Genomic DNA, 15,849 nt, shown 5'->3' with positions numbered 1-15,849 from the left:
GCTCGCTGCCGATACGGAGGCGGATTTTTTCACCACCGACTACAAGGAACTTCTCGCGCGTCCCGAGGTAAATTCGGCCATCATCGCGACTGAGGAAAATGAGCACTTTGGTCCGGTTATGGCCTCGGTCGAGCAGGGCCATGATCTTTTCATCGAAAAGCCACTTGCTACCAACGCCATGGAGTCGGCTGAAATCCTTAAGGCTATTGAGGGTGAGGGTATCGATGCCGTGGTGGGCTACACCCAGCGGTTCCGCCGCAAATTCCTCGTCGTCAAGGAAAAGCTTCGGAACGAGGCGCTCGGGGATGTTACCACGGTGACGACGCGGGCCTTCATGAACCGCCTCGTTCCCATTGCGACGGTCGAGAAAACCGAGCAGCGCGGGAAGCTGACCCCGATGGTCGTTTCCGGCACCCACAGCCTCGATATCTGCATGTGGCTACTGGAGGGGAAAAAGCCGGTCGAAGTTTACGCCCGTTCGGTCGACAGGGCGCTTGGCGCCTCCTACGGGACGAAGGACGCCACGACCGGCATATTTACTTTTGAGGACGGCACCATCTGGAGCATGAGCATTAGTTGGGCGCTTCCGGTCGTTTGGCCGGGGTCGGTCTATAGCCTTGAGATCGGCATCGTTGGGACCGAGGGTGTCTTGACCATCGACGACACCCATCGTGACATGGTGCTGGCGAGCGAGCGCGCGCAGCCCGCTGGCTATACCCCCGAAATCACGCGCAACGTCGATTTCCTCACCAGCTATCCTCCTGGAGATATTGCCTTTGGCCAGCTCTGGGGTCCCATGAGGGAGGAGACGAATGCATGGTATCAGCGGGTTCATGTCGGCCTTGATACCCCTCACGCTACCGCCGCCGATGGGCACCGCAATTTAATGATGACGATGGCGATGGATCTTTCCGCTAAAAGAGGCAAGGCGATTAAGCTCCCGGTTGACCCGGCTGAACTTCTCGCCGAGTTGGGATAAAACTTTAACCTAATTGTTGGAGGAGATAAGAAATGCCTTTTTATCAGGTCGAAGAAATGGCCGAATCAACTAGTAAGCTCAATGCCGCGATTACCCGAAAGACGGTTGCCGGCGAATTGATGAAAGCGGGTGTTGTAACCAAGCTAGAGGGCGAGGGCCCCCCGCTCCATATGCACCCGAACGAAGAGCAGTTTGCCCTTATTCTCGAGGGAAAGCTTCACTATATTCTGGGCGATGAAGATAAAATCGTTGAAAAGGGTGATTTGATCCACATTCCCCGAAACACGCAACATAGGAGCCGTGCCCTTGATGGTCCGGCTGTGTTTTTCGCCGTGAAGAGCCCCTGTGGCGATGGAGAGCTTGATCAGGACTACAACATGGTCGAAGGCGGCGATGAGGCCGAAAAATCCTTTCCTGGTGGTAACGGGGCCAGCTAGGCCGCGCCAACGGAATGGATAAGTTCTACGACGATTTTCAGGTTGGCGAAAAATTTATCAGCGAGAGTGCGGTTATCAGCGAGGCCGAGATTGTTGAATTTGCGCGAAGATTCGACCCCCAGTCGTTTCATGTTGATATCGAGGCGGCCAAGGCGTCACCCTACGGCGGATTAATTGCCAGCGGATTTCACACTCTCTCGTTTGGGTTTCGACTGTTCATCGACACGGGTGCCATTGCGGGGTGCAGTATGGGTTCGCCTGGGGCTGAGGAGATACGGTGGTTGGCGCCTGTGCGGCCAGGGGACACTCTTCGCACCGAGGCTGAAGTGGTTGCAAAGCGCGCCTCGTTCTCTGATCAAGGGCGAGGGGTGCTTACCATTAGCTATGCCATCATCAACCAGCGCGAGAAGACCGTAGCGTCGATGCGCGGAATTGTTTTGGTTCATAGAATAAAATGAGGGTGGCGGTGCCAGATTTTTTGTTTTTCAATCGAAATTAAAGAAGCGCAGCCAAAAAAAATGAACCCCGGTATCCGATGGAGGACGCCGGGGTTCTTTTTTGGATTTTTCCTGGAGAGCAAAAGCGGAGGGCCCCCCTTGCGCTATGGGTGCCACATGCCGCTCATAAGAGCGCTCGGCTCCGGCATGATGTCTGCCCGGGGGAGGCGCCCCTAGGTCGCGAGGAGTGCAGGCGTAGCTAGCTCCTCGGCGGGCAGTGAGTCAATAAGCCTTTCTTCTGCAATATCAACGAGTTTAGGGTGGAAACCTAAATGATCACTGAGGCCGATTTCAACGTGTGGATGGCGATTTCTTCCCTCTTCCATGAAGCCCGGCAGGTCCCGCTGCACGTGGTTTCCCAGGTGCAGGAAGTAGGGCAGCAAAATGATTCGCTCCGCTCCCGCCTCAGCATGAAAATCGATCCCCTCAGGAATCGAGGGCGCATTAATTTCAAGGAAGGCGGCGCTGAGGCGCAAGGCAGGCCTTCTCACCTGAAGGCGTCGCACGACCTCGTACATGGCCTCGTTCGCCTCCTCGGCGCGGCTTCCGTGGCCGAGGAGGATAACCGCCGTGTACCCGGTTATTTGTGTCGATTCGTCTAGGACATGCACTCGCCTTCTCCTCGCTCAAGTACATAAGGCTCAGACTTGCTCCAATCTAAGAACAGGTCCGGATCGTCGCCGAATTGTCCCGCCACATGAAATTCAGCCAGCGCCGCCTCGAAAGGTGCCTGTCCCACTCTCTCATAATACGTGTTGAAACGCTCTCTCTCGTTCCGCTCGTTCAGATAAAGGGCCAGAATCTTCTTAAGCCCCTCGGGTACCCGTTTGGCGGGCAGGCGCACGGAAATTCTGTCGCCGAGGCGGGTGCTCCCGCCTGTGTTCTCATATTCGCCGCCGAGGAAAACCTCATAAGCCGGGAGCATCTTGCCCTCTGCCCTGAGCGTTCCGCCGTGGAATCCGATGTTGCCCAGGTGGTGCTGCCCGCAAGAGTTCGGGCAGCCGCTCATCTTGATGTGCATCTCGCGAATGAGCGGATCATCAATATTCATCTCATCAATCGTTTTGATGAGTTCCTTGCCGAGACCCATCGAGGAGGTAATTCCCAGTTTGCACGAATCCGTACCCGGGCAGGAGAGGATGCTGCTTATTTCCCTCGCGCCGGCATCGCCGAGTCCAGCATTCACAAGCGCGCGCCAGAGAGGATAAAGATCCTCCTCGCGCACCCAGCGGAAAATAATGTTCTGCTCAAAGCTCGTCCGGGCGCGGCCTCGAGAATAGCGCCTGCTAATCTCGGCGAGGCTGAAGAACTGATCCGCCTCGATGTCGCCTATTGGAAGCTTAACTTCGACGGCGTGGAAGCCGGGTTGGCGTTGCTCAATAACGTTCTTGTCGCGCCAGACCGAAAAGGCCCATGAATCGCCATTCGGGCTTGCGCCGTTCATCGGGAGGGCCGCAGCGGGCATATCGGCCTCCTCATCGTCCAGCCAGAGGTAGGGAGTCGGGTCGATGGGCTCTTGGGCCCACTCTTTTTTCAGTTCCTCCTCGACGCGCCCCCGTACACCGTCAATACCAATCCAGGAGACGAGAAACTTGATTCGCGCCTTGAAACGAGTTTTCCGAAGCTCTTTCGAGTCGTTAAACACCCGAACCAGCGCCTCGCTTATGCGGAGATAGTCCGACACGGGGACAAAGTCATAAAGCTCCTCGGCCGGGCGGGGGAGCGTTGCCAGCCCGCCGCCAACGAGGATGCGGAACCCCTTGACCTGCTCGCCATCGATATTCCTAATCACAGGCAGGAATCCCATGTCGTGAATGCCAGCGAGGACATCGTCCCCTGCTGTGCTTGAGAAGGCGACTTTCCATTTACGGGGCAAATCCTGGACCAGGGGTTTGCGCACGAAATAGCGAGCAAACGCGCCGGCATAAGGTGTGGGGTCGAATACCTCATCCTTGCCGACCCCGGCGTAGGGCGAGCCAGTTACGTTGCGCACGCAGTTTCCACAAGCCTCTCTTGTCGAAAGGCCCGCATTACCCAGGATTCTGAGAATCTCGGTTGCTTGCTCAAGCGGGATGAAGTGGAACTGCACATTTTCCCGGGTAGTAACGTGACCCTTGCCCAGCGGGGCAAAGTCGCGGGCCACCTGGCCCAATGCCTCTAGTTGCTCGGCCCTGACGCCGCCGAAGGGAAGCTTTACACGTACCATCTGGACATCGTTCTGCCGCTGGCCATAGACGCCGCGCTTTAGGCGGTAGCCCATGAACGCTTTTTCATCGATATCACCATTTCTAAAGCGTGTGGCTTCAGTTTCAAAATCGTCAAATTCCTCGGGTAAAATAGGAATCACGCTCATCGGTTTTGTTTCATCTACAAAAGGTGCTGAATGGGCTGTCATTTACTTTCTCCTTGCTCGACCGGCGTCCACGATTTCGACGTGGCCGGATTTGCTATTGGTTTCGGTTCGTTTACTTGAATTTTCGTAATGTCAGCTTCCTAGTTTTTCAAAGAAGAATTTTCCCGTTCAATGCCATTTGTTTTTGCTAAGTATTTTGATAAATCCTGTATTAAGCCGCCCATACGTTGGCTTTCGGCCTCAAGAGCGGGCTCGACGCCATTTTCGCGAATCGCCACGCTGGTCACGGGCCCAATAGAGGCCGTAATCAGGCGCTTGCTCAAGGCCTCGGCCAATTCGTCGGCCTGACCCGCCTCGTCCGCCGCGATGAATAGATTGTTCACGGCGGGAGGGCTCGTGAATGTAATCACGTCGATCGCCCCTTCGAGCAAATCTTTAATGAGGCGACTCACGGCCTCCGGGTCCTCTGCCGGAAGTATCCGGTAGGGGGAGCCGTGGATTAGCACACCCGATGGAGGGAGCGCCTCTTGAAGCGCCTCAGGGATTTCTCCCGGCGTCTGGATGAAAACGCGAGAATCCTTGAGCGTGGCCTTTAGCAGCACATCAATAACGCCGGAGGTGGTGCTCGGCTTGGCTGTGAAGTCCGGTGGTCTATTTATTTCCCTTAGCGCACGAAGCGATTTTCGTCCCCGCGAGAGAACTTTCGCTAATTTTAATTTCTCTAAAAGCGCATCAGCCTGATTCAGGCGACCAGCGGCCTCGAAAATAGACCGAACTCCAATTCCCGTGTAGAAAACAGCCCAGTCCACTCCCTCAAGAAGGGCGCCAGCCAGGCGTTCGGCCTCGGGGCCTGACTCTTCGGTACGAAGGCTGACCGTTGGTGCGATATAGGGGTTGCCCCCAAGGCGCCGGACCAGCTCCGCCATCTCATCGGCGCGACGCTGACCCGTTATGGCGATGGTTCGCCCTCCAAGGTCAGGCAACCGGAACCTCTTGGGAGTGGGCTAAAACCGGAGTTTTTCGCCTGCTCCAATCATTTGAGGCCGGAATTAGCTGAATGGCCTTGAGGTCCCACTCATAGCAGCGCTCACACAAAGGACCCGAGGGTCCCACTAGGTCAGTATGTGAAAACTCGCCGCATTCAGTGCACTCTCTGGGCTGATGTGTACTCATGATTTTGACCTAATTGAAAGGATTATAATTTAAAACATACTATTGAAGTAGGGAATATATTAATTATTTATGAGATTGTCAAGCATAATATTAATATACATAAATAAAATACTCAGGATAATAACGGGAGGCAGGATGCCAAGGTAAATCCTGGTGTGCAATAATTGCGTAGAGAAAATTTAAATCCATCTAAAACACAAGGAGTGCGCCATGAATATCACCATGTGGAATTGCTACGTTTGACCCTATGCTTACCGGGCCACGGAGTGGCTCACTCGCCTTCAGGAAAAAGATCAGAGCCTGAAAGTTAATTACAAATCATTTGTGCTTGAGCAGGCGAATTTCGCTGCAACGAGGGGAGAGGATTGGAAGGCCTGGGAGGATAAGAGCATGGCCAGCCGCGATATCCCTTCGCTTGAGGCCGCAAAATGCGCCGGGCTTCAGGGCGAGGGACAGTTCGCCAAGTATCACATAACCCTTCACCGCGCGAAGCATAAGGAAGGCAAGGACATCACGAACCAGCTTATTCTCCGTGATGTGGCCAAAGAGGTAGGCCTAGATGTGGAGCGCTGGGAGGAGGACATGAGAAACGGCGCGGGCATTCCGCTACTCGCTGCCGATCATGAAGAGGCCGAGGGTGAGTATGGTGTGTTCGGGGTGCCGACCCTGCTCTTTGAGAGTGGGAACCCTGTGTTCGTGAAACTCGATGAAGGCCAGTGGGAGGGGCAGGACGATGAAGGCCTCCTCGATACCGTTCGCCTTTCCGCCGTTGATAGGCCCTATGTCCTTGAGATGAAAACGCCGGAGTCCTCAAAACGCTCTGGCGCTGCGCGCGAGAAGTATAAAAAATATGGTATGAAATAAATACCGCCGCCAAACGTTTGATGTAGGAGAGTTGTCAGTTGGCTATCACAGAGCAGCACCGCCCCGTCGATCTCACGGCGGATAAGACCACTCGTGAGCTACGTATCGAGTGGGCCGATGGCGTAAAGAGCGTTTTTGGATTCGACTATCTTGCCGCCATGTGCCCATGTGCCAATTGCCGCGAGAAGCGAATCGAGATGGAGAACAACCCACTTCACGTGGTTTCAGGAGAGCTTGGGCCTGCCGAGCTTGGCGATGCCGCTATGGTGGGTCGTTATGCACTGAGCCTTAAATGGCAGGCGGGCTGCGGGGACGGAATTTATTCGTTCGACTATCTCAGGTCCATTGATCCGGCGAGACCGGAAGAGGCCGAATCCTAGGCTGACCTAGGCGTTTGAGCGAAAGGGGAAGTGGGCATGGTGAATACCGAGCGAAGTACGGTTGTCGAGGAACCGCCCGAAGAAGCTCAGAAAGAGGAGGAGGCGTTTTGCCCCACCTGACTGAGCGGATTTCTTTTCCTTCTGGTCAAGAAGGGGTTCACGCGGGTTTGGAAAATGTTGCGCAGAACCTGATTTTATTGTTTTTCACGCCTCCGGTCTTCAAGGGCCGGAGGCTTTTTTTTTAATTTTTTTCATGGAGATTGGATATGCCGAAAACGACACTGCAGCCTTCATCGATGCGTGTGCCAGCGCCGCCCTATGTCCCCGGAACAAAGCGCGGCCCCTTCGTCTTCACCTCGGGGCAGGTGCCGGTGGATGGCGATGGGGAGTTTGTGGGCGAGGGAGATATCGCTGCGCAGACCAGACAAGTGCTTAATAATATCAAGGTCGTTTTGGCAGAAGGCGGCGCCACGATTGCCGATGTGATGAAGACAACTGTTTTTCTCGCCGACATGAAGGATTTTGCCGGGATGAACGAGGTCTATGCCGAATTTTTTGGGAGTGACAAGCCTGCGCGCACCACTGTTGAGGCGGGGCTTGCCCGGCCCAAGTTTCTGGTCGAAATCGAGGCGGTGGCTATCGTCGAGGAATAGCGTCTGGCGGTAGGAGTGAATTCTTGGCCGTAAGGGAAAAGCTCTGCTGGGTGCGGGGAAGGGGGGACTTATTCGAGGTTGAGCCTCTGGAGCCAGGCGGCGCCCTCGTAGCGCGCCTCGATTTTCATGTCTTTAAGGATCGAGAAATAAATACGCATCCTCGCAAGCGCCTCGCGGCCAAAGCGCACATCGCCGCCTGCCCCAACCGGATATTCTCGCGAGGTGCGGGTGCGCAGGAAGGTGATGCGAACCGTGCCGCCAGGGCGAACAGGCCCGGTCTTGCCGCAGGCTTTGCGCCGGATGGTTTGCCATGGGCCCGTGATTTTTCGCCCCGTCGGGCGGCGGTCGGTCGTAATGTGGCTCCCGCAATTCGAGGACGCGCTGCCCGGTTTTCCAAATGCGCGCTCCCCGAGTTCCATGAATTTCACCGCGCCGCAGCCAATGCCTTGAGGCACGGCGAGGGCGGCAGATTGTTTGCTCACCTCGACCTCGTGCCATATGCGTCGCTCCTCGACCGGGCACATTTCGCTGCGTCTTAAAATGACGACCCCCGGCACCTTCAGGGTGAGCTGAAAGCTCGTAACGTCCGGGGGAAGAACTCGTTTTTCTACCTTAAAAACATCACCCTTGACGGTTTCGAGTGAGCCGCAGCCAGACAGGAGGGCCAAAAGGGCAGGTCCGAGAATCAGGATGTTTTTTGATGAGGCCTTAATGAGTTTTAACGCTTGCTGCGAGATCATTTTCTTGAATTCCTTTTTGTTAATCATTCTCTCATGTGTGGTCGCATCGCGCGCGGTGCCTCTTTCAAGCGGCGGATTGTCCTGAGGCGCTGTGGCGGCTCGTCTTGGGCCCATGCGCGGCCCCCCGGTCGCCTGTTTGGCTCCTTGTCGTCTGTTTCGATGGGTGGGCGAGAAATTAGGCCACCCTATGGAGTATAAGTATAGAACATTCACAAAGTTTGTGAGCCACTTGCATTTGATGGCAACGAAAGGAGACACCCCCCCCTTGGGCCAGACCATTGCCGAAAAAATACTCTCCTCTCGCTCCGGGGGCCCGGCCCATGCCGGCGATCTCGTCGTTGCCGACATCGACTACCTCATGGCGGGCGATGCCAAGGGACCCAAGGCCGTCGATATTTTCCGGGAGGCAGGTCTCCCCTTTCGCCTCGATCCTGCCAAGTGCGACCTCATCATCGATCATTTTGTGCCCGCCTTCGACATTCGCTGGGCGAGTGACCATGTGAAGCTGCGTGAATTCGCCTCAGAGCGCAGTCTCAACCTTTTCGACGCAGGCTCGGGCGTGTGCCACAACCTCGTCACCGAGGAGGGAAGGGTGGGGCCTGGCGATCTGGCCGTCGGCGGAGACAGTCATGTGTGCACCTATGGCGCACTCAACACCATGGCCGTTGCCGTCGAGAGCGGCGAGACGGCCTCGGTCTTCGCCACCGGCAAGCTCTGGTTCAAGGTTCCCCGCACGATTCGGGTCGAATTCGAGGGCTCCCTCCCCGAGGGTGTTTTTGCCAAAGATATGGCTCTTTGCCTCGCCGAGGAAGTGGGGCTCAACGGCGCCAACTACCGGGCGGTGGAATATGGTGGCCCGGCGCTTGCCGAGTTGACGATGGAGGGCCGCTTCACCATCGCGAACATGGCGGTGGACATGGGAGCCAAGACCGGCCTCATGGAGGTCGACGAAAAAACACTGCGCTGGGCCAAGGCCGCAGGGCGCGAGGGCAGCCCCGCTATGCCTGATCCGGATGCTGATTATGAGCGTACCATCCGCCTCAACGTCTCCTCGCTTGAGCCCCTCATCGCCGCCCCGCCGACGACAGACAACGTCTACCCGGTAGGCGAGTATGCGGGCCTCACCGTTCATCAGGCATATCTGGGCACCTGCACTAATGGCCGCCTTGAGGATTTGGAAATCGCTGCGCGGATCCTCCGCGGGCGGCGCGTGGCCCCGGGGGTGCGTTTCTACATCGCCCCGGCTAGTCGACGCATACAAGAGGCCGCAGCCCGCATCGGGGCCATAGAGGCCCTGAACGCGGCAGGGGCCATACTCCTTCCGCCCTCGTGTGGCCCGTGCGCCTCTATGACCGGCAACGGAGTTGTGGCCGCAGGCGAGCGAATCATCACCACGGCGAACCGAAATTTTCCGGGCCGCTTGGGGAGCAAGGAGGCCGAAATATATCTGGGATCCCCTGCAACGGTCGCTGCGAGCGCCCTGGCGGGACAGATTGCCGATCCGCGCGAAATACTGGACAAGATCGAGGGGGCGGAGCGATGACTATGAAGGGAAAGGTTCACCGCTTCGGGGATAACGTGAGCACCGACGTGCACCTATCGGTCAAATACCGGTCGCCCGACACTTCGCTTGAAGATCTTAAAAAAGACGCATTCAAGGAGATTGCGCCAGCCTTCTCATCATCCGTTCAAAAGGGAGATGTTCTGGTGGCCGGGGATAATTTCGGTCTCATTTCAAGCCGGGCGGACGCCGCTGTGGTCCTCCGCGAGTTGGGGATAAGCTGTGTGCTCGCAAAAAGTTTTGGCCACATGTTCTACCGAAACGCCCTCAACATGGGGCTGCCTGTCGTTGAGTGCGACACAGACGCCATAACGGCGGACGATGATATTGAGGTGGACCTTGAGGCGGGCACCGTTCGGGTGGGGGATGAGGAAATTACCTTCTCGCCGTTCCCCCCCTCTGTGCTCCATATGGTCGATGCCGGTGGATTGATTCCTTTTCTTAAGACAGAGGGCGGCTACCCGGCCTAGCCTTGCCTGCCGAGCACGGCATCGAGCACTTCCATTGGCAGCTTGTTCTCCGTGTAGCCGTGCCGAAGGGTGGCGGCGTACTCAAGCGATGGCTTTGCCGCTTGAATGGGGCCGTTCATGCGGTAGAGCATGGCCCGCTCCTCGCCGATGTCTGATTCGACAGTTACATCCTCGCGCCCGTAAATCTCGGGATAATCCTCATAAGTGTCCAACACCGTGATATTGCGCTCGTGCAGGAGATAGAGCACGCCGGGCACAAAAGCGTCTTCCTCGGGCTCCACCGTGGCCCAGCCGTTTCCTATTTTAATTTTTTCAGGTAGCGCGATTTGAAGCGAATAGCCCGCCAGACGGGCAATTCGCAGAGGGCGACTATGCGGGCATCTCAGGCGCATCCCCTCGTGGTGGAGGTTTGCGCCATAGGCGAAATAAAGAACGAGGCGCTCAGGCGCTGTGGCCGAAGTCCTCTCCCTCATCATCTTCCCAACCCTCTTTATCGGCCTCTGGGTCGCCATTGCCAAAGGCAATGAGCATCTTGGCCGGTTTGCCGTCAACGGGAGCAGCCGCGTGAATTGCCCCCTCGCGGATGGTGATCATTTCGCCTTTTTCAAGCAGGACCAGTTCTTCCTCGACATTGAACTGCATGCGACCGCCGAGGACAATGAGTTTTTCTTCTTCATCGTGCGTGTGGTAGGGGACCATCGCGTCCTTGGGTTGCTCGACCTCGAAGATGCGAAAATCACGCTCGGATAGCGCAGAAACAATTTCATCCTGAACGGGCTCGCAACTGAAGGCTGTTGCCACTTCTTCAACGCGGTAGGTTGGCTTAGACATTTTCCCCGATTCCCCTTAATGCTAGGTGCTTAGCATTTCTTTGACGATCTGACTTATGCGGCCACCGGTCGCCTGACCGGCGAGTTGTTTGGATAGTACACCCATTACCTTGCCCATGTCTTTGGGCGAGGAGGCCCCCACCTCCTCTACGACTGCCTTTGCGGCTTGGCGAATTTCCTCATCGCCCATCTGGGCAGGAAGATACTCCTTGACCACAAGAATTTCTTCGCGCTCTTTTGCGGCCAATTCAGGCCTCTCGCCCTTATCGTATTGCTCGGCAGCCTCTTCACGTCTTTTTACCATGCTTTGGAGGAGTTTGAGAACATCCCCATCGGAAGTTTCGTCACCTTTTTCTTTATCTTTGTTCAATATCTCGGAGCGAATCATCCGGATTGTGGAAAGACGCTCGGCCGCCTTGGCTCGCATGGCTTCTTTCTGGTCCTCTACAAGCCTTTCCCTCAATTGCACCATGAAATTTTTCTCCCTTTTTCTTTACGGGGATAGCTTTGTGCGGGCCTTTTCCCGGTGCAGGCACCAAAATACGGCTGCCCCGGCCCCCAGCATATCCGCCCCAGCGTCCGCCCAGGACGATATACGTCCGAAAACGAACGATTGATGAAATTCGTCAATAATTCCGTTTCCCGCCGCGAAAATGAACAGGGTGGCGGCGATTCGCATCTCGGGCTGCGCTGGCCATCGATGTCGTGCCGGGCGCCAGAGTAGAATCACCAAAATCCCAAATTCGCAGAGGTGCGCCATTTTGTCCATCCCATCGGGGAGGGATAGGCCGCCCTCGGTCGGGCTCAACGAGGATGCCCAATGGATCAGCGCTAAATACAAAAGAGCTGCTGCCCAGCGCCAGCTCGAATACTTTAACGCGCCGTCATGGAGCGCCCGGTTTTCATCAAGGGAGGGGGACGATTGCTTCAATTTCCACCATGAAATCGGGGTCGGCAAGGCTTGAGATCACCAAAAAAGTGTTGGCGGGTGGGGCATCGCCGAAAAATTCTTTTCGTGCCTGCCCAACTGGGCCCCGGTGATCCAAGCTCGTAACGAATACCGTGGTCTTGGCGATATCGGCAATGTTGCCGCCAGCCTCCTCAACTACACGTCGAATATTATCCAGGGCTTGGCGCGTTTGCGCTCCCACATCGCCCTTGCCGATGAGGTTTCCGTTTTCATCGAGTGGCACCTGCCCGGCGAGATAAAGTGTGCGGGAGGCATCGACGATGACGCCGTGTGAATAATGGCCGGCAGGCTTGGCGAGTCCCGCCGGTTGGTTGACGATTTCTCTTTTCATGGCGATCCCCTCGTGAAATTGATGCGCCTCGTCTAGTAGTCGAGCTTCGCCTCTTTGAGGTCTCCAACGACAGTGAGAACAGACTCATCAAGCCGGATATGTTTCTTCGCGGTCTCTTGTATCTGCTCTTTTTTCACAGCGCGGATCAGATCGAGATACTTACCCGCATAGTCGGAGGAGAATCCCAGTCGCTCGACAGCGAGAATATAGCCCGCGATGCGGGATGAGGATTGAAAGCGGGTGGCGAAATTGCCCGTGATGAAGGCCTTGGCTTCATTGAGTTCGGTCTCGGTCACGCCTTCATCCTGGATGCGTTTTATCTCTTTTATGGATTCGGCAATCGCCTGATTTGCGCTGGCATTTTTTGTCTGGAGCATGAGTCGCCAGTGGCCTGTGTCCATACCGGCGGCAAAATAGCTATAGGCCGAATAAACAAGCCCTTTTTCCTCGCGGATGTTTTTTGTGATTCGGCTCTCGAAGCCACCTCCGCCGAGGATGTAGTTCATCACGCGGGCGGCGTAGAAATCCTTGTGGCGCCGAGAGATGGAGCGGTTTCCGAGGAGAACGGTCGCCTGCCTAAAGGAGCGATCAATTTTAATAACGTCCATTTTCTGTTCACCCTCGGCCTTGGAGGGCGTGGCCGGAGCGGGAGAGGACGCGGGGCGGGACTTCCAGCCGCCAAAATGACCCATGACCAAATCTTGTGCGCGGGCGAGGGAGATATCGCCCACGAAGACAAAGATGGCGCCCTTCATGCCGTAGCGTTGGCGGTGAAATCGCACGAGGTCTGCCCGCCGAATTTTCTTGATGGTCTCGGGCTTGCCAGCTACTTCCCGTCCATAGGGGTGGTCGCCGAAAAGGCGGGTGCGAAAGGCTCTGTTCGCCAGGTAGCCGGGCCTGTCCTTTTTGCGCTGAAGGCCGCCCAGCGTTCTTGCTTTGAGTTTTTTAAGCTCCTTGCCGGGGTAGGAGGGGTTGCGAAGCGTGTCCGCGAGCAACTCCATGCCCTGGGCGAGGTCGCGCGTTAGGACGCGCAGCGAGATGCTTGAGAAATCCCGGCCTGCGCTGGCGCTGACGCCGCCGCCAATTTGGTCGTTGAGCTTTTCAATGTCCGAGGCGCTTCGCTTGCGAGTGCCGCGGAGGAGCATGGCGGCGGACATGTTCGCCAGGCCCTGCTTGTCGAGCGGCTCGTAGCGCGTGCCGGCCGGAAAGGAGACTTCGATGGTCACGATGGGTAACTCGTGGGATTCATTGACGAGGATGACGCCCCCGCCGGGCAACTCTTCGCGGTCATAGTTAAGAACCGCAGCTGATGCACTTGAGGTGGTGAAACTCAGGATGATGGCGGTGGTGATCCCTGCGGCGGCAGCGAGGGCCGCTTGAATTTTTGATTGATGGCGCATTATTTGCTCCCTCCGTTTTTCTTTGTGCTCTCGGCTGCGGGCGCTGGCGCTTTGGGCGCGGGGGGAGCACCTCCGGGCGGAAGCGGCACGAGCGTAGCCGTTGTGCGGTTGGAGGGGTGAAGATATTTTTTCGCCACCCGAATGATATCCCGCGAGGTGACTTTGGCGAGAGAGGGAAGATAGGCGCTCACAAGGCGCCAGTCGCCAGCGATGGTGGCCCGGCCCAGTTGCATGGCGCGATAAAAATGGCTGTCCATGGCAAAAATAGTTTTGGCCTCTATGCTGCGGAGGTTTCGCTCAAGCTCCTCTTTGGTGACACCGCTCTTGATGACCCGCGCCACTTCCTCAAGGATTGTTTTTTCGACCAGCGCGGCGGTTTTTCCGGGCGCCGGTTGGCCGTAAAGATAAAATAGCCTCGGATTGAGGGAGACATAGGTGTAGTCGGCGCCGGCGCCAAGTGCAATGGCGTCCTTCCTGACGAGTCGCTGGTAGAGGCGGCTGGTCTCGCCTCCGCCGAGGATCGATTCGAGCATGATAAGGGCCGGGCCGTCCTCGCCCTTCCAGTTGGGTGCGTGGTGCGCCATGGCGATGTAGGGAAGCTGGGCTTCTTTCCTGAGGACGAGCCGCCGGGGGGCGGTTTGTGCGGGCTCGGTTAAATCGGGTCGCCCGATGAAGGATTTCTGGGCCGGGATGGGGCCAAAATGTTTTTCGAGCAGCGCGATGGCTTTGTCCACCTCGAAATCGCCAACGATCACGGCCGTGGCGTTATTGGGCGAGTAGTAGAGGCGGTAGAAGTCCTTGATGTCCTTGAGCGAGTAGGCGTCGATGTCCTTTGCCCATCCGATGATGGGGTTGCCATAGCTGTGCTTGGTGAAGGCCGCAGCACGAAGTTTTTCAAAGAGCGCGCCGGTCGGGCTGTCCTCGGTTCGCGAGCGGCGCTCCTCCATGACGACCTTTTGCTCGGGGGCAAGCTCTTCTTGCTTTAAAACCAAGTTCACCATGCGGTCGGCCTCAAGTCCCATCACCAGGCCGAGGCGATCCGATGCAATGCGCTCGAAGTAGGCCGTGTAGTCAAAACTCGTGAAGGCGTTATGGGAGCCCCCGTTTCGCTTGACGATGTTGCTGAACTCCTTGGGGCCCCATTTTTTGGTGCCCCGGAACATCATGTGCTCAAGCATGTGAGCGATGCCGGTCTTGCCCTTGGGCTCCTCGCGGCTTCCCACCCCGTACCAAACCTGAAAGACAATCGAGGGGGCGCGCCGGTCCCGGAGCATGAGCGCACGCATACCGTTTGAAAGCTTGTGCTCGGCCACCCTCCAGGGAACTTGCAGGAGTTGGGTCTCGCCCGAGGTGCTGGGGGGAGGGGGGCCTTGAATCTCACCGCCGCCGGTAGCTATTGAGGCGGGAAGGGCGGCGAGGATGGACGCGATGAGCGCTATGGCGATTCTACGCATGTAAGATCCTTGAATAAGAGAAATAGACGGCTGTTGCTGTAACGTTGGTTGGGCCGTTTTTCATCCATAACTGGCTTAAAAAAACGCCCGGTGATTCTCAGTAAGTAAAATTTTACATCAAAGGCGGCCGATTCTGAAGTTCTCTAGCTCAGGGGCCCCAATTTTTTTAGGACATCGGGGTTGGCAATGTCATGGGGTTTTTTCCCGGCCAATAGATCGACCACCGCCCTGACGGCGTGGCGCAAGGTGTTCTCGCATGCATCCTGGCCCACACCCGCCGCATGAGGCGTTACGATTAGATTTTGCTGATCGAAGAGGGGGTGATCCACCTCCGGGGGCTCCTTGGGAAAGACGTCGATACCCGCCCCTCCGAGGCCTCCCGATGCAAGGGCTTCGGCCAGGGCGTCGATGTCCACGACGGGCCCCCTCGAGGTGTTGATTAGAAAGGCGCCGGGCTTCATCAGAGCAAGTAGCTCGCGGCCAATGATGCCCGTAGTCTCAGGCGTGAGGGGAACGTGGCACGTTAGATAGTCGGCGCGGCTCGCCACCTCTTCGAGCGAGTGAAAATAGACACCCACCTCGGCGGCGAAGCGCTCGTCCGGGGCGATGTCGCAGGCGATGATCTCCATGCCGAAGGCTGCGGCGCGCCGGGCGACCTCCTTGCCGATGTTGCCAAGCCCGAGGATTCCAAGCGTCTTGCCGTTGAGCGGAGCGCCGGGGAGGCGAAGACTAGCCCATTCACCTGCTCTGATGCCCT

General features: G+C 56.9%; 19 protein-coding genes and 1 pseudogene. 8 read left to right on the top strand and 12 right to left on the bottom strand.

Translation table 11 applies throughout. From position 1 onward, the window contains the following. The 3 genes from HOJ95_01845 to HOJ95_01835 form a co-directional block, all read left to right on the top strand. A partial coding sequence (locus HOJ95_01845; GenBank protein ID MBT6393424.1) for a Gfo/Idh/MocA family oxidoreductase occupies nt 1-979 on the top strand: 979 nt, incomplete at its 5' end. A 32-nt stretch (nt 980-1,011) separates the two neighbouring features. Continuing rightward, a complete protein-coding gene (locus tag HOJ95_01840; GenBank protein ID MBT6393423.1) occupies nt 1,012-1,416 on the top strand; it encodes a cupin domain-containing protein in 405 nt (134 codons plus the stop codon). A gap of 14 nt (nt 1,417-1,430) precedes the next feature. Next, nucleotides 1,431-1,874 carry a MaoC family dehydratase gene (locus HOJ95_01835; GenBank protein ID MBT6393422.1) on the top strand — a complete coding sequence of 148 codons (444 nt, stop codon included), beginning with the start codon at nt 1,431-1,433 and terminating at the stop codon, nt 1,872-1,874. A gap of 212 nt (nt 1,875-2,086) precedes the next feature. On the opposite strand, the gene HOJ95_01830 is transcribed toward HOJ95_01835, so the two are convergent. The 3 genes from HOJ95_01830 to HOJ95_01820 form a co-directional block, all read right to left on the bottom strand. Continuing rightward, complete coding sequence (locus tag HOJ95_01830; GenBank protein ID MBT6393421.1) at nt 2,087-2,524, bottom strand: sirohydrochlorin cobaltochelatase; 438 nt, start codon at nt 2,522-2,524, stop codon at nt 2,087-2,089. Further along, nucleotides 2,512-4,308: a nitrite/sulfite reductase gene (locus HOJ95_01825; protein ID MBT6393420.1), complete on the bottom strand. Its 1,797-nt coding sequence runs from the start codon at nt 4,306-4,308 to the stop codon at nt 2,512-2,514. Before HOJ95_01825 ends, HOJ95_01830 begins: the two co-directional genes overlap by 13 nt. 98 nt (nt 4,309-4,406) lie before the next feature. Then, on the bottom strand, nt 4,407-5,249 hold the full coding sequence (locus tag HOJ95_01820; GenBank protein ID MBT6393419.1) for a hypothetical protein: 843 nt from the start codon (nt 5,247-5,249) through the stop codon (nt 4,407-4,409). 436 nt (nt 5,250-5,685) lie between these two features. On the opposite strand from HOJ95_01820, the pseudogene HOJ95_01815 reads away from it, so the two are divergent. The 3 genes and pseudogenes from HOJ95_01815 to HOJ95_01805 all read left to right on the top strand — a co-directional run bounded on the left by HOJ95_01815 (nt 5,686) and on the right by HOJ95_01805 (nt 7,336). Beyond that, nucleotides 5,686-6,303: pseudogene (locus tag HOJ95_01815) on the top strand (hypothetical protein). A 38-nt stretch (nt 6,304-6,341) separates the two neighbouring features. Continuing rightward, complete coding sequence (locus HOJ95_01810; protein MBT6393418.1) at nt 6,342-6,683, top strand: DUF971 domain-containing protein; 342 nt, start codon at nt 6,342-6,344, stop codon at nt 6,681-6,683. A gap of 266 nt (nt 6,684-6,949) precedes the next feature. Beyond that, nucleotides 6,950-7,336, top strand: coding sequence for a RidA family protein (locus tag HOJ95_01805; GenBank protein MBT6393417.1), 387 nt, complete (start codon nt 6,950-6,952; stop codon nt 7,334-7,336). Nucleotides 7,337-7,404: 68 nt separating this feature from the next. Here HOJ95_01805 and HOJ95_01800 read toward each other — a convergent pair whose 3' ends face one another. After that, nucleotides 7,405-8,190 carry a hypothetical protein gene (locus HOJ95_01800; GenBank protein ID MBT6393416.1) on the bottom strand — a complete coding sequence of 262 codons (786 nt, stop codon included), beginning with the start codon at nt 8,188-8,190 and terminating at the stop codon, nt 7,405-7,407. A 124-nt stretch (nt 8,191-8,314) separates the two neighbouring features. On the opposite strand from HOJ95_01800, the gene HOJ95_01795 reads away from it, so the two are divergent. Together HOJ95_01795 and HOJ95_01790 are read left to right on the top strand one after the other, a co-directional pair. Beyond that, the gene (locus HOJ95_01795) at nt 8,315-9,619 is read left to right on the top strand and encodes a 3-isopropylmalate dehydratase large subunit (protein MBT6393415.1); all 1,305 of its coding nucleotides are present in this window, start codon (nt 8,315-8,317) and stop codon (nt 9,617-9,619) included. After that, nucleotides 9,616-10,107 carry a 3-isopropylmalate dehydratase gene (locus tag HOJ95_01790; GenBank protein MBT6393414.1) on the top strand — a complete coding sequence of 164 codons (492 nt, stop codon included), beginning with the start codon at nt 9,616-9,618 and terminating at the stop codon, nt 10,105-10,107. The genes HOJ95_01795 and HOJ95_01790 overlap by 4 nt, the downstream gene beginning before the upstream one ends. Here the strand turns inward: HOJ95_01790 and HOJ95_01785 are convergent. The 8 genes from HOJ95_01785 to HOJ95_01750 form a co-directional block, all read right to left on the bottom strand. Beyond that, nucleotides 10,104-10,583 carry a gamma-glutamylcyclotransferase gene (locus tag HOJ95_01785; protein MBT6393413.1) on the bottom strand — a complete coding sequence of 160 codons (480 nt, stop codon included), beginning with the start codon at nt 10,581-10,583 and terminating at the stop codon, nt 10,104-10,106. The genes HOJ95_01790 and HOJ95_01785 overlap by 4 nt on opposite strands. Then, nucleotides 10,549-10,938, bottom strand: coding sequence for a cupin domain-containing protein (locus HOJ95_01780; protein MBT6393412.1), 390 nt, complete (start codon nt 10,936-10,938; stop codon nt 10,549-10,551). The genes HOJ95_01785 and HOJ95_01780 overlap by 35 nt, the downstream gene beginning before the upstream one ends. 21 nt (nt 10,939-10,959) lie before the next feature. Then, nucleotides 10,960-11,409, bottom strand: a complete 450-nt coding sequence (locus HOJ95_01775; protein MBT6393411.1) for a GatB/YqeY domain-containing protein — start codon at nt 11,407-11,409, stop codon at nt 10,960-10,962. A 21-nt stretch (nt 11,410-11,430) separates the two neighbouring features. Beyond that, nucleotides 11,431-11,868, bottom strand: a complete 438-nt coding sequence (locus HOJ95_01770) for a VanZ family protein (GenBank protein ID MBT6393410.1) — start codon at nt 11,866-11,868, stop codon at nt 11,431-11,433. Continuing rightward, on the bottom strand, nt 11,843-12,238 hold the full coding sequence (locus HOJ95_01765; GenBank protein MBT6393409.1) for a RidA family protein: 396 nt from the start codon (nt 12,236-12,238) through the stop codon (nt 11,843-11,845). The genes HOJ95_01770 and HOJ95_01765 overlap by 26 nt, the downstream gene beginning before the upstream one ends. Nucleotides 12,239-12,270: 32 nt before the next feature. Then, nucleotides 12,271-13,638: an insulinase family protein gene (locus HOJ95_01760; protein MBT6393408.1), complete on the bottom strand. Its 1,368-nt coding sequence runs from the start codon at nt 13,636-13,638 to the stop codon at nt 12,271-12,273. Then, entirely contained in the window at nt 13,638-15,092 is a 1,455-nt protein-coding gene (locus HOJ95_01755; protein MBT6393407.1) for an insulinase family protein, read from the bottom strand. Before HOJ95_01755 ends, HOJ95_01760 begins: the two co-directional genes overlap by 1 nt. Before the next feature lie 143 nt (nt 15,093-15,235). Further along, nucleotides 15,236-15,849: hypothetical protein (locus HOJ95_01750; protein MBT6393406.1), on the bottom strand; the 614-nt coding region annotated here is incomplete at its 5' end.

Source organism: Nitrospinaceae bacterium (assembly GCA_018669005.1).
Lineage (GTDB): Bacteria > UBA8248 > UBA8248 > UBA8248 > UBA8248 > UBA8248.
This window is presented reverse-complemented; position numbering and strand designations above follow the sequence as displayed.

Bases quoted from the DNA above. Each gene is read 5' to 3' on its own strand.
- HOJ95_01840 (MBT6393423.1), top strand. From the start codon at position 1,012: ATGCCTTTTTATCAGGTCGAAGAAATGGCCGAATCAACTAGTAAGCTC.
- HOJ95_01835 (MBT6393422.1), top strand. From the start codon at position 1,431: ATGGATAAGTTCTACGACGATTTTCAGGTTGGCGAAAAATTTATCAGC.
- HOJ95_01825 (MBT6393420.1), bottom strand. From the start codon at position 4,308: ATGACAGCCCATTCAGCACCTTTTGTAGATGAAACAAAACCGATGAGC.
- HOJ95_01805 (MBT6393417.1), top strand. From the start codon at position 6,950: ATGCCGAAAACGACACTGCAGCCTTCATCGATGCGTGTGCCAGCGCCG.
- HOJ95_01800 (MBT6393416.1), bottom strand. From the start codon at position 8,190: ATGGGCCCAAGACGAGCCGCCACAGCGCCTCAGGACAATCCGCCGCTT.
- HOJ95_01795 (MBT6393415.1), top strand. From the start codon at position 8,315: ATGGCAACGAAAGGAGACACCCCCCCCTTGGGCCAGACCATTGCCGAA.
- HOJ95_01790 (MBT6393414.1), top strand. From the start codon at position 9,616: ATGACTATGAAGGGAAAGGTTCACCGCTTCGGGGATAACGTGAGCACC.
- HOJ95_01785 (MBT6393413.1), bottom strand. From the start codon at position 10,583: ATGATGAGGGAGAGGACTTCGGCCACAGCGCCTGAGCGCCTCGTTCTT.
- HOJ95_01780 (MBT6393412.1), bottom strand. From the start codon at position 10,938: ATGTCTAAGCCAACCTACCGCGTTGAAGAAGTGGCAACAGCCTTCAGT.
- HOJ95_01775 (MBT6393411.1), bottom strand. From the start codon at position 11,409: ATGGTGCAATTGAGGGAAAGGCTTGTAGAGGACCAGAAAGAAGCCATG.
- HOJ95_01765 (MBT6393409.1), bottom strand. From the start codon at position 12,238: ATGAAAAGAGAAATCGTCAACCAACCGGCGGGACTCGCCAAGCCTGCC.
- HOJ95_01760 (MBT6393408.1), bottom strand. From the start codon at position 13,638: ATGCGCCATCAATCAAAAATTCAAGCGGCCCTCGCTGCCGCCGCAGGG.
- HOJ95_01755 (MBT6393407.1), bottom strand. From the start codon at position 15,092: ATGCGTAGAATCGCCATAGCGCTCATCGCGTCCATCCTCGCCGCCCTT.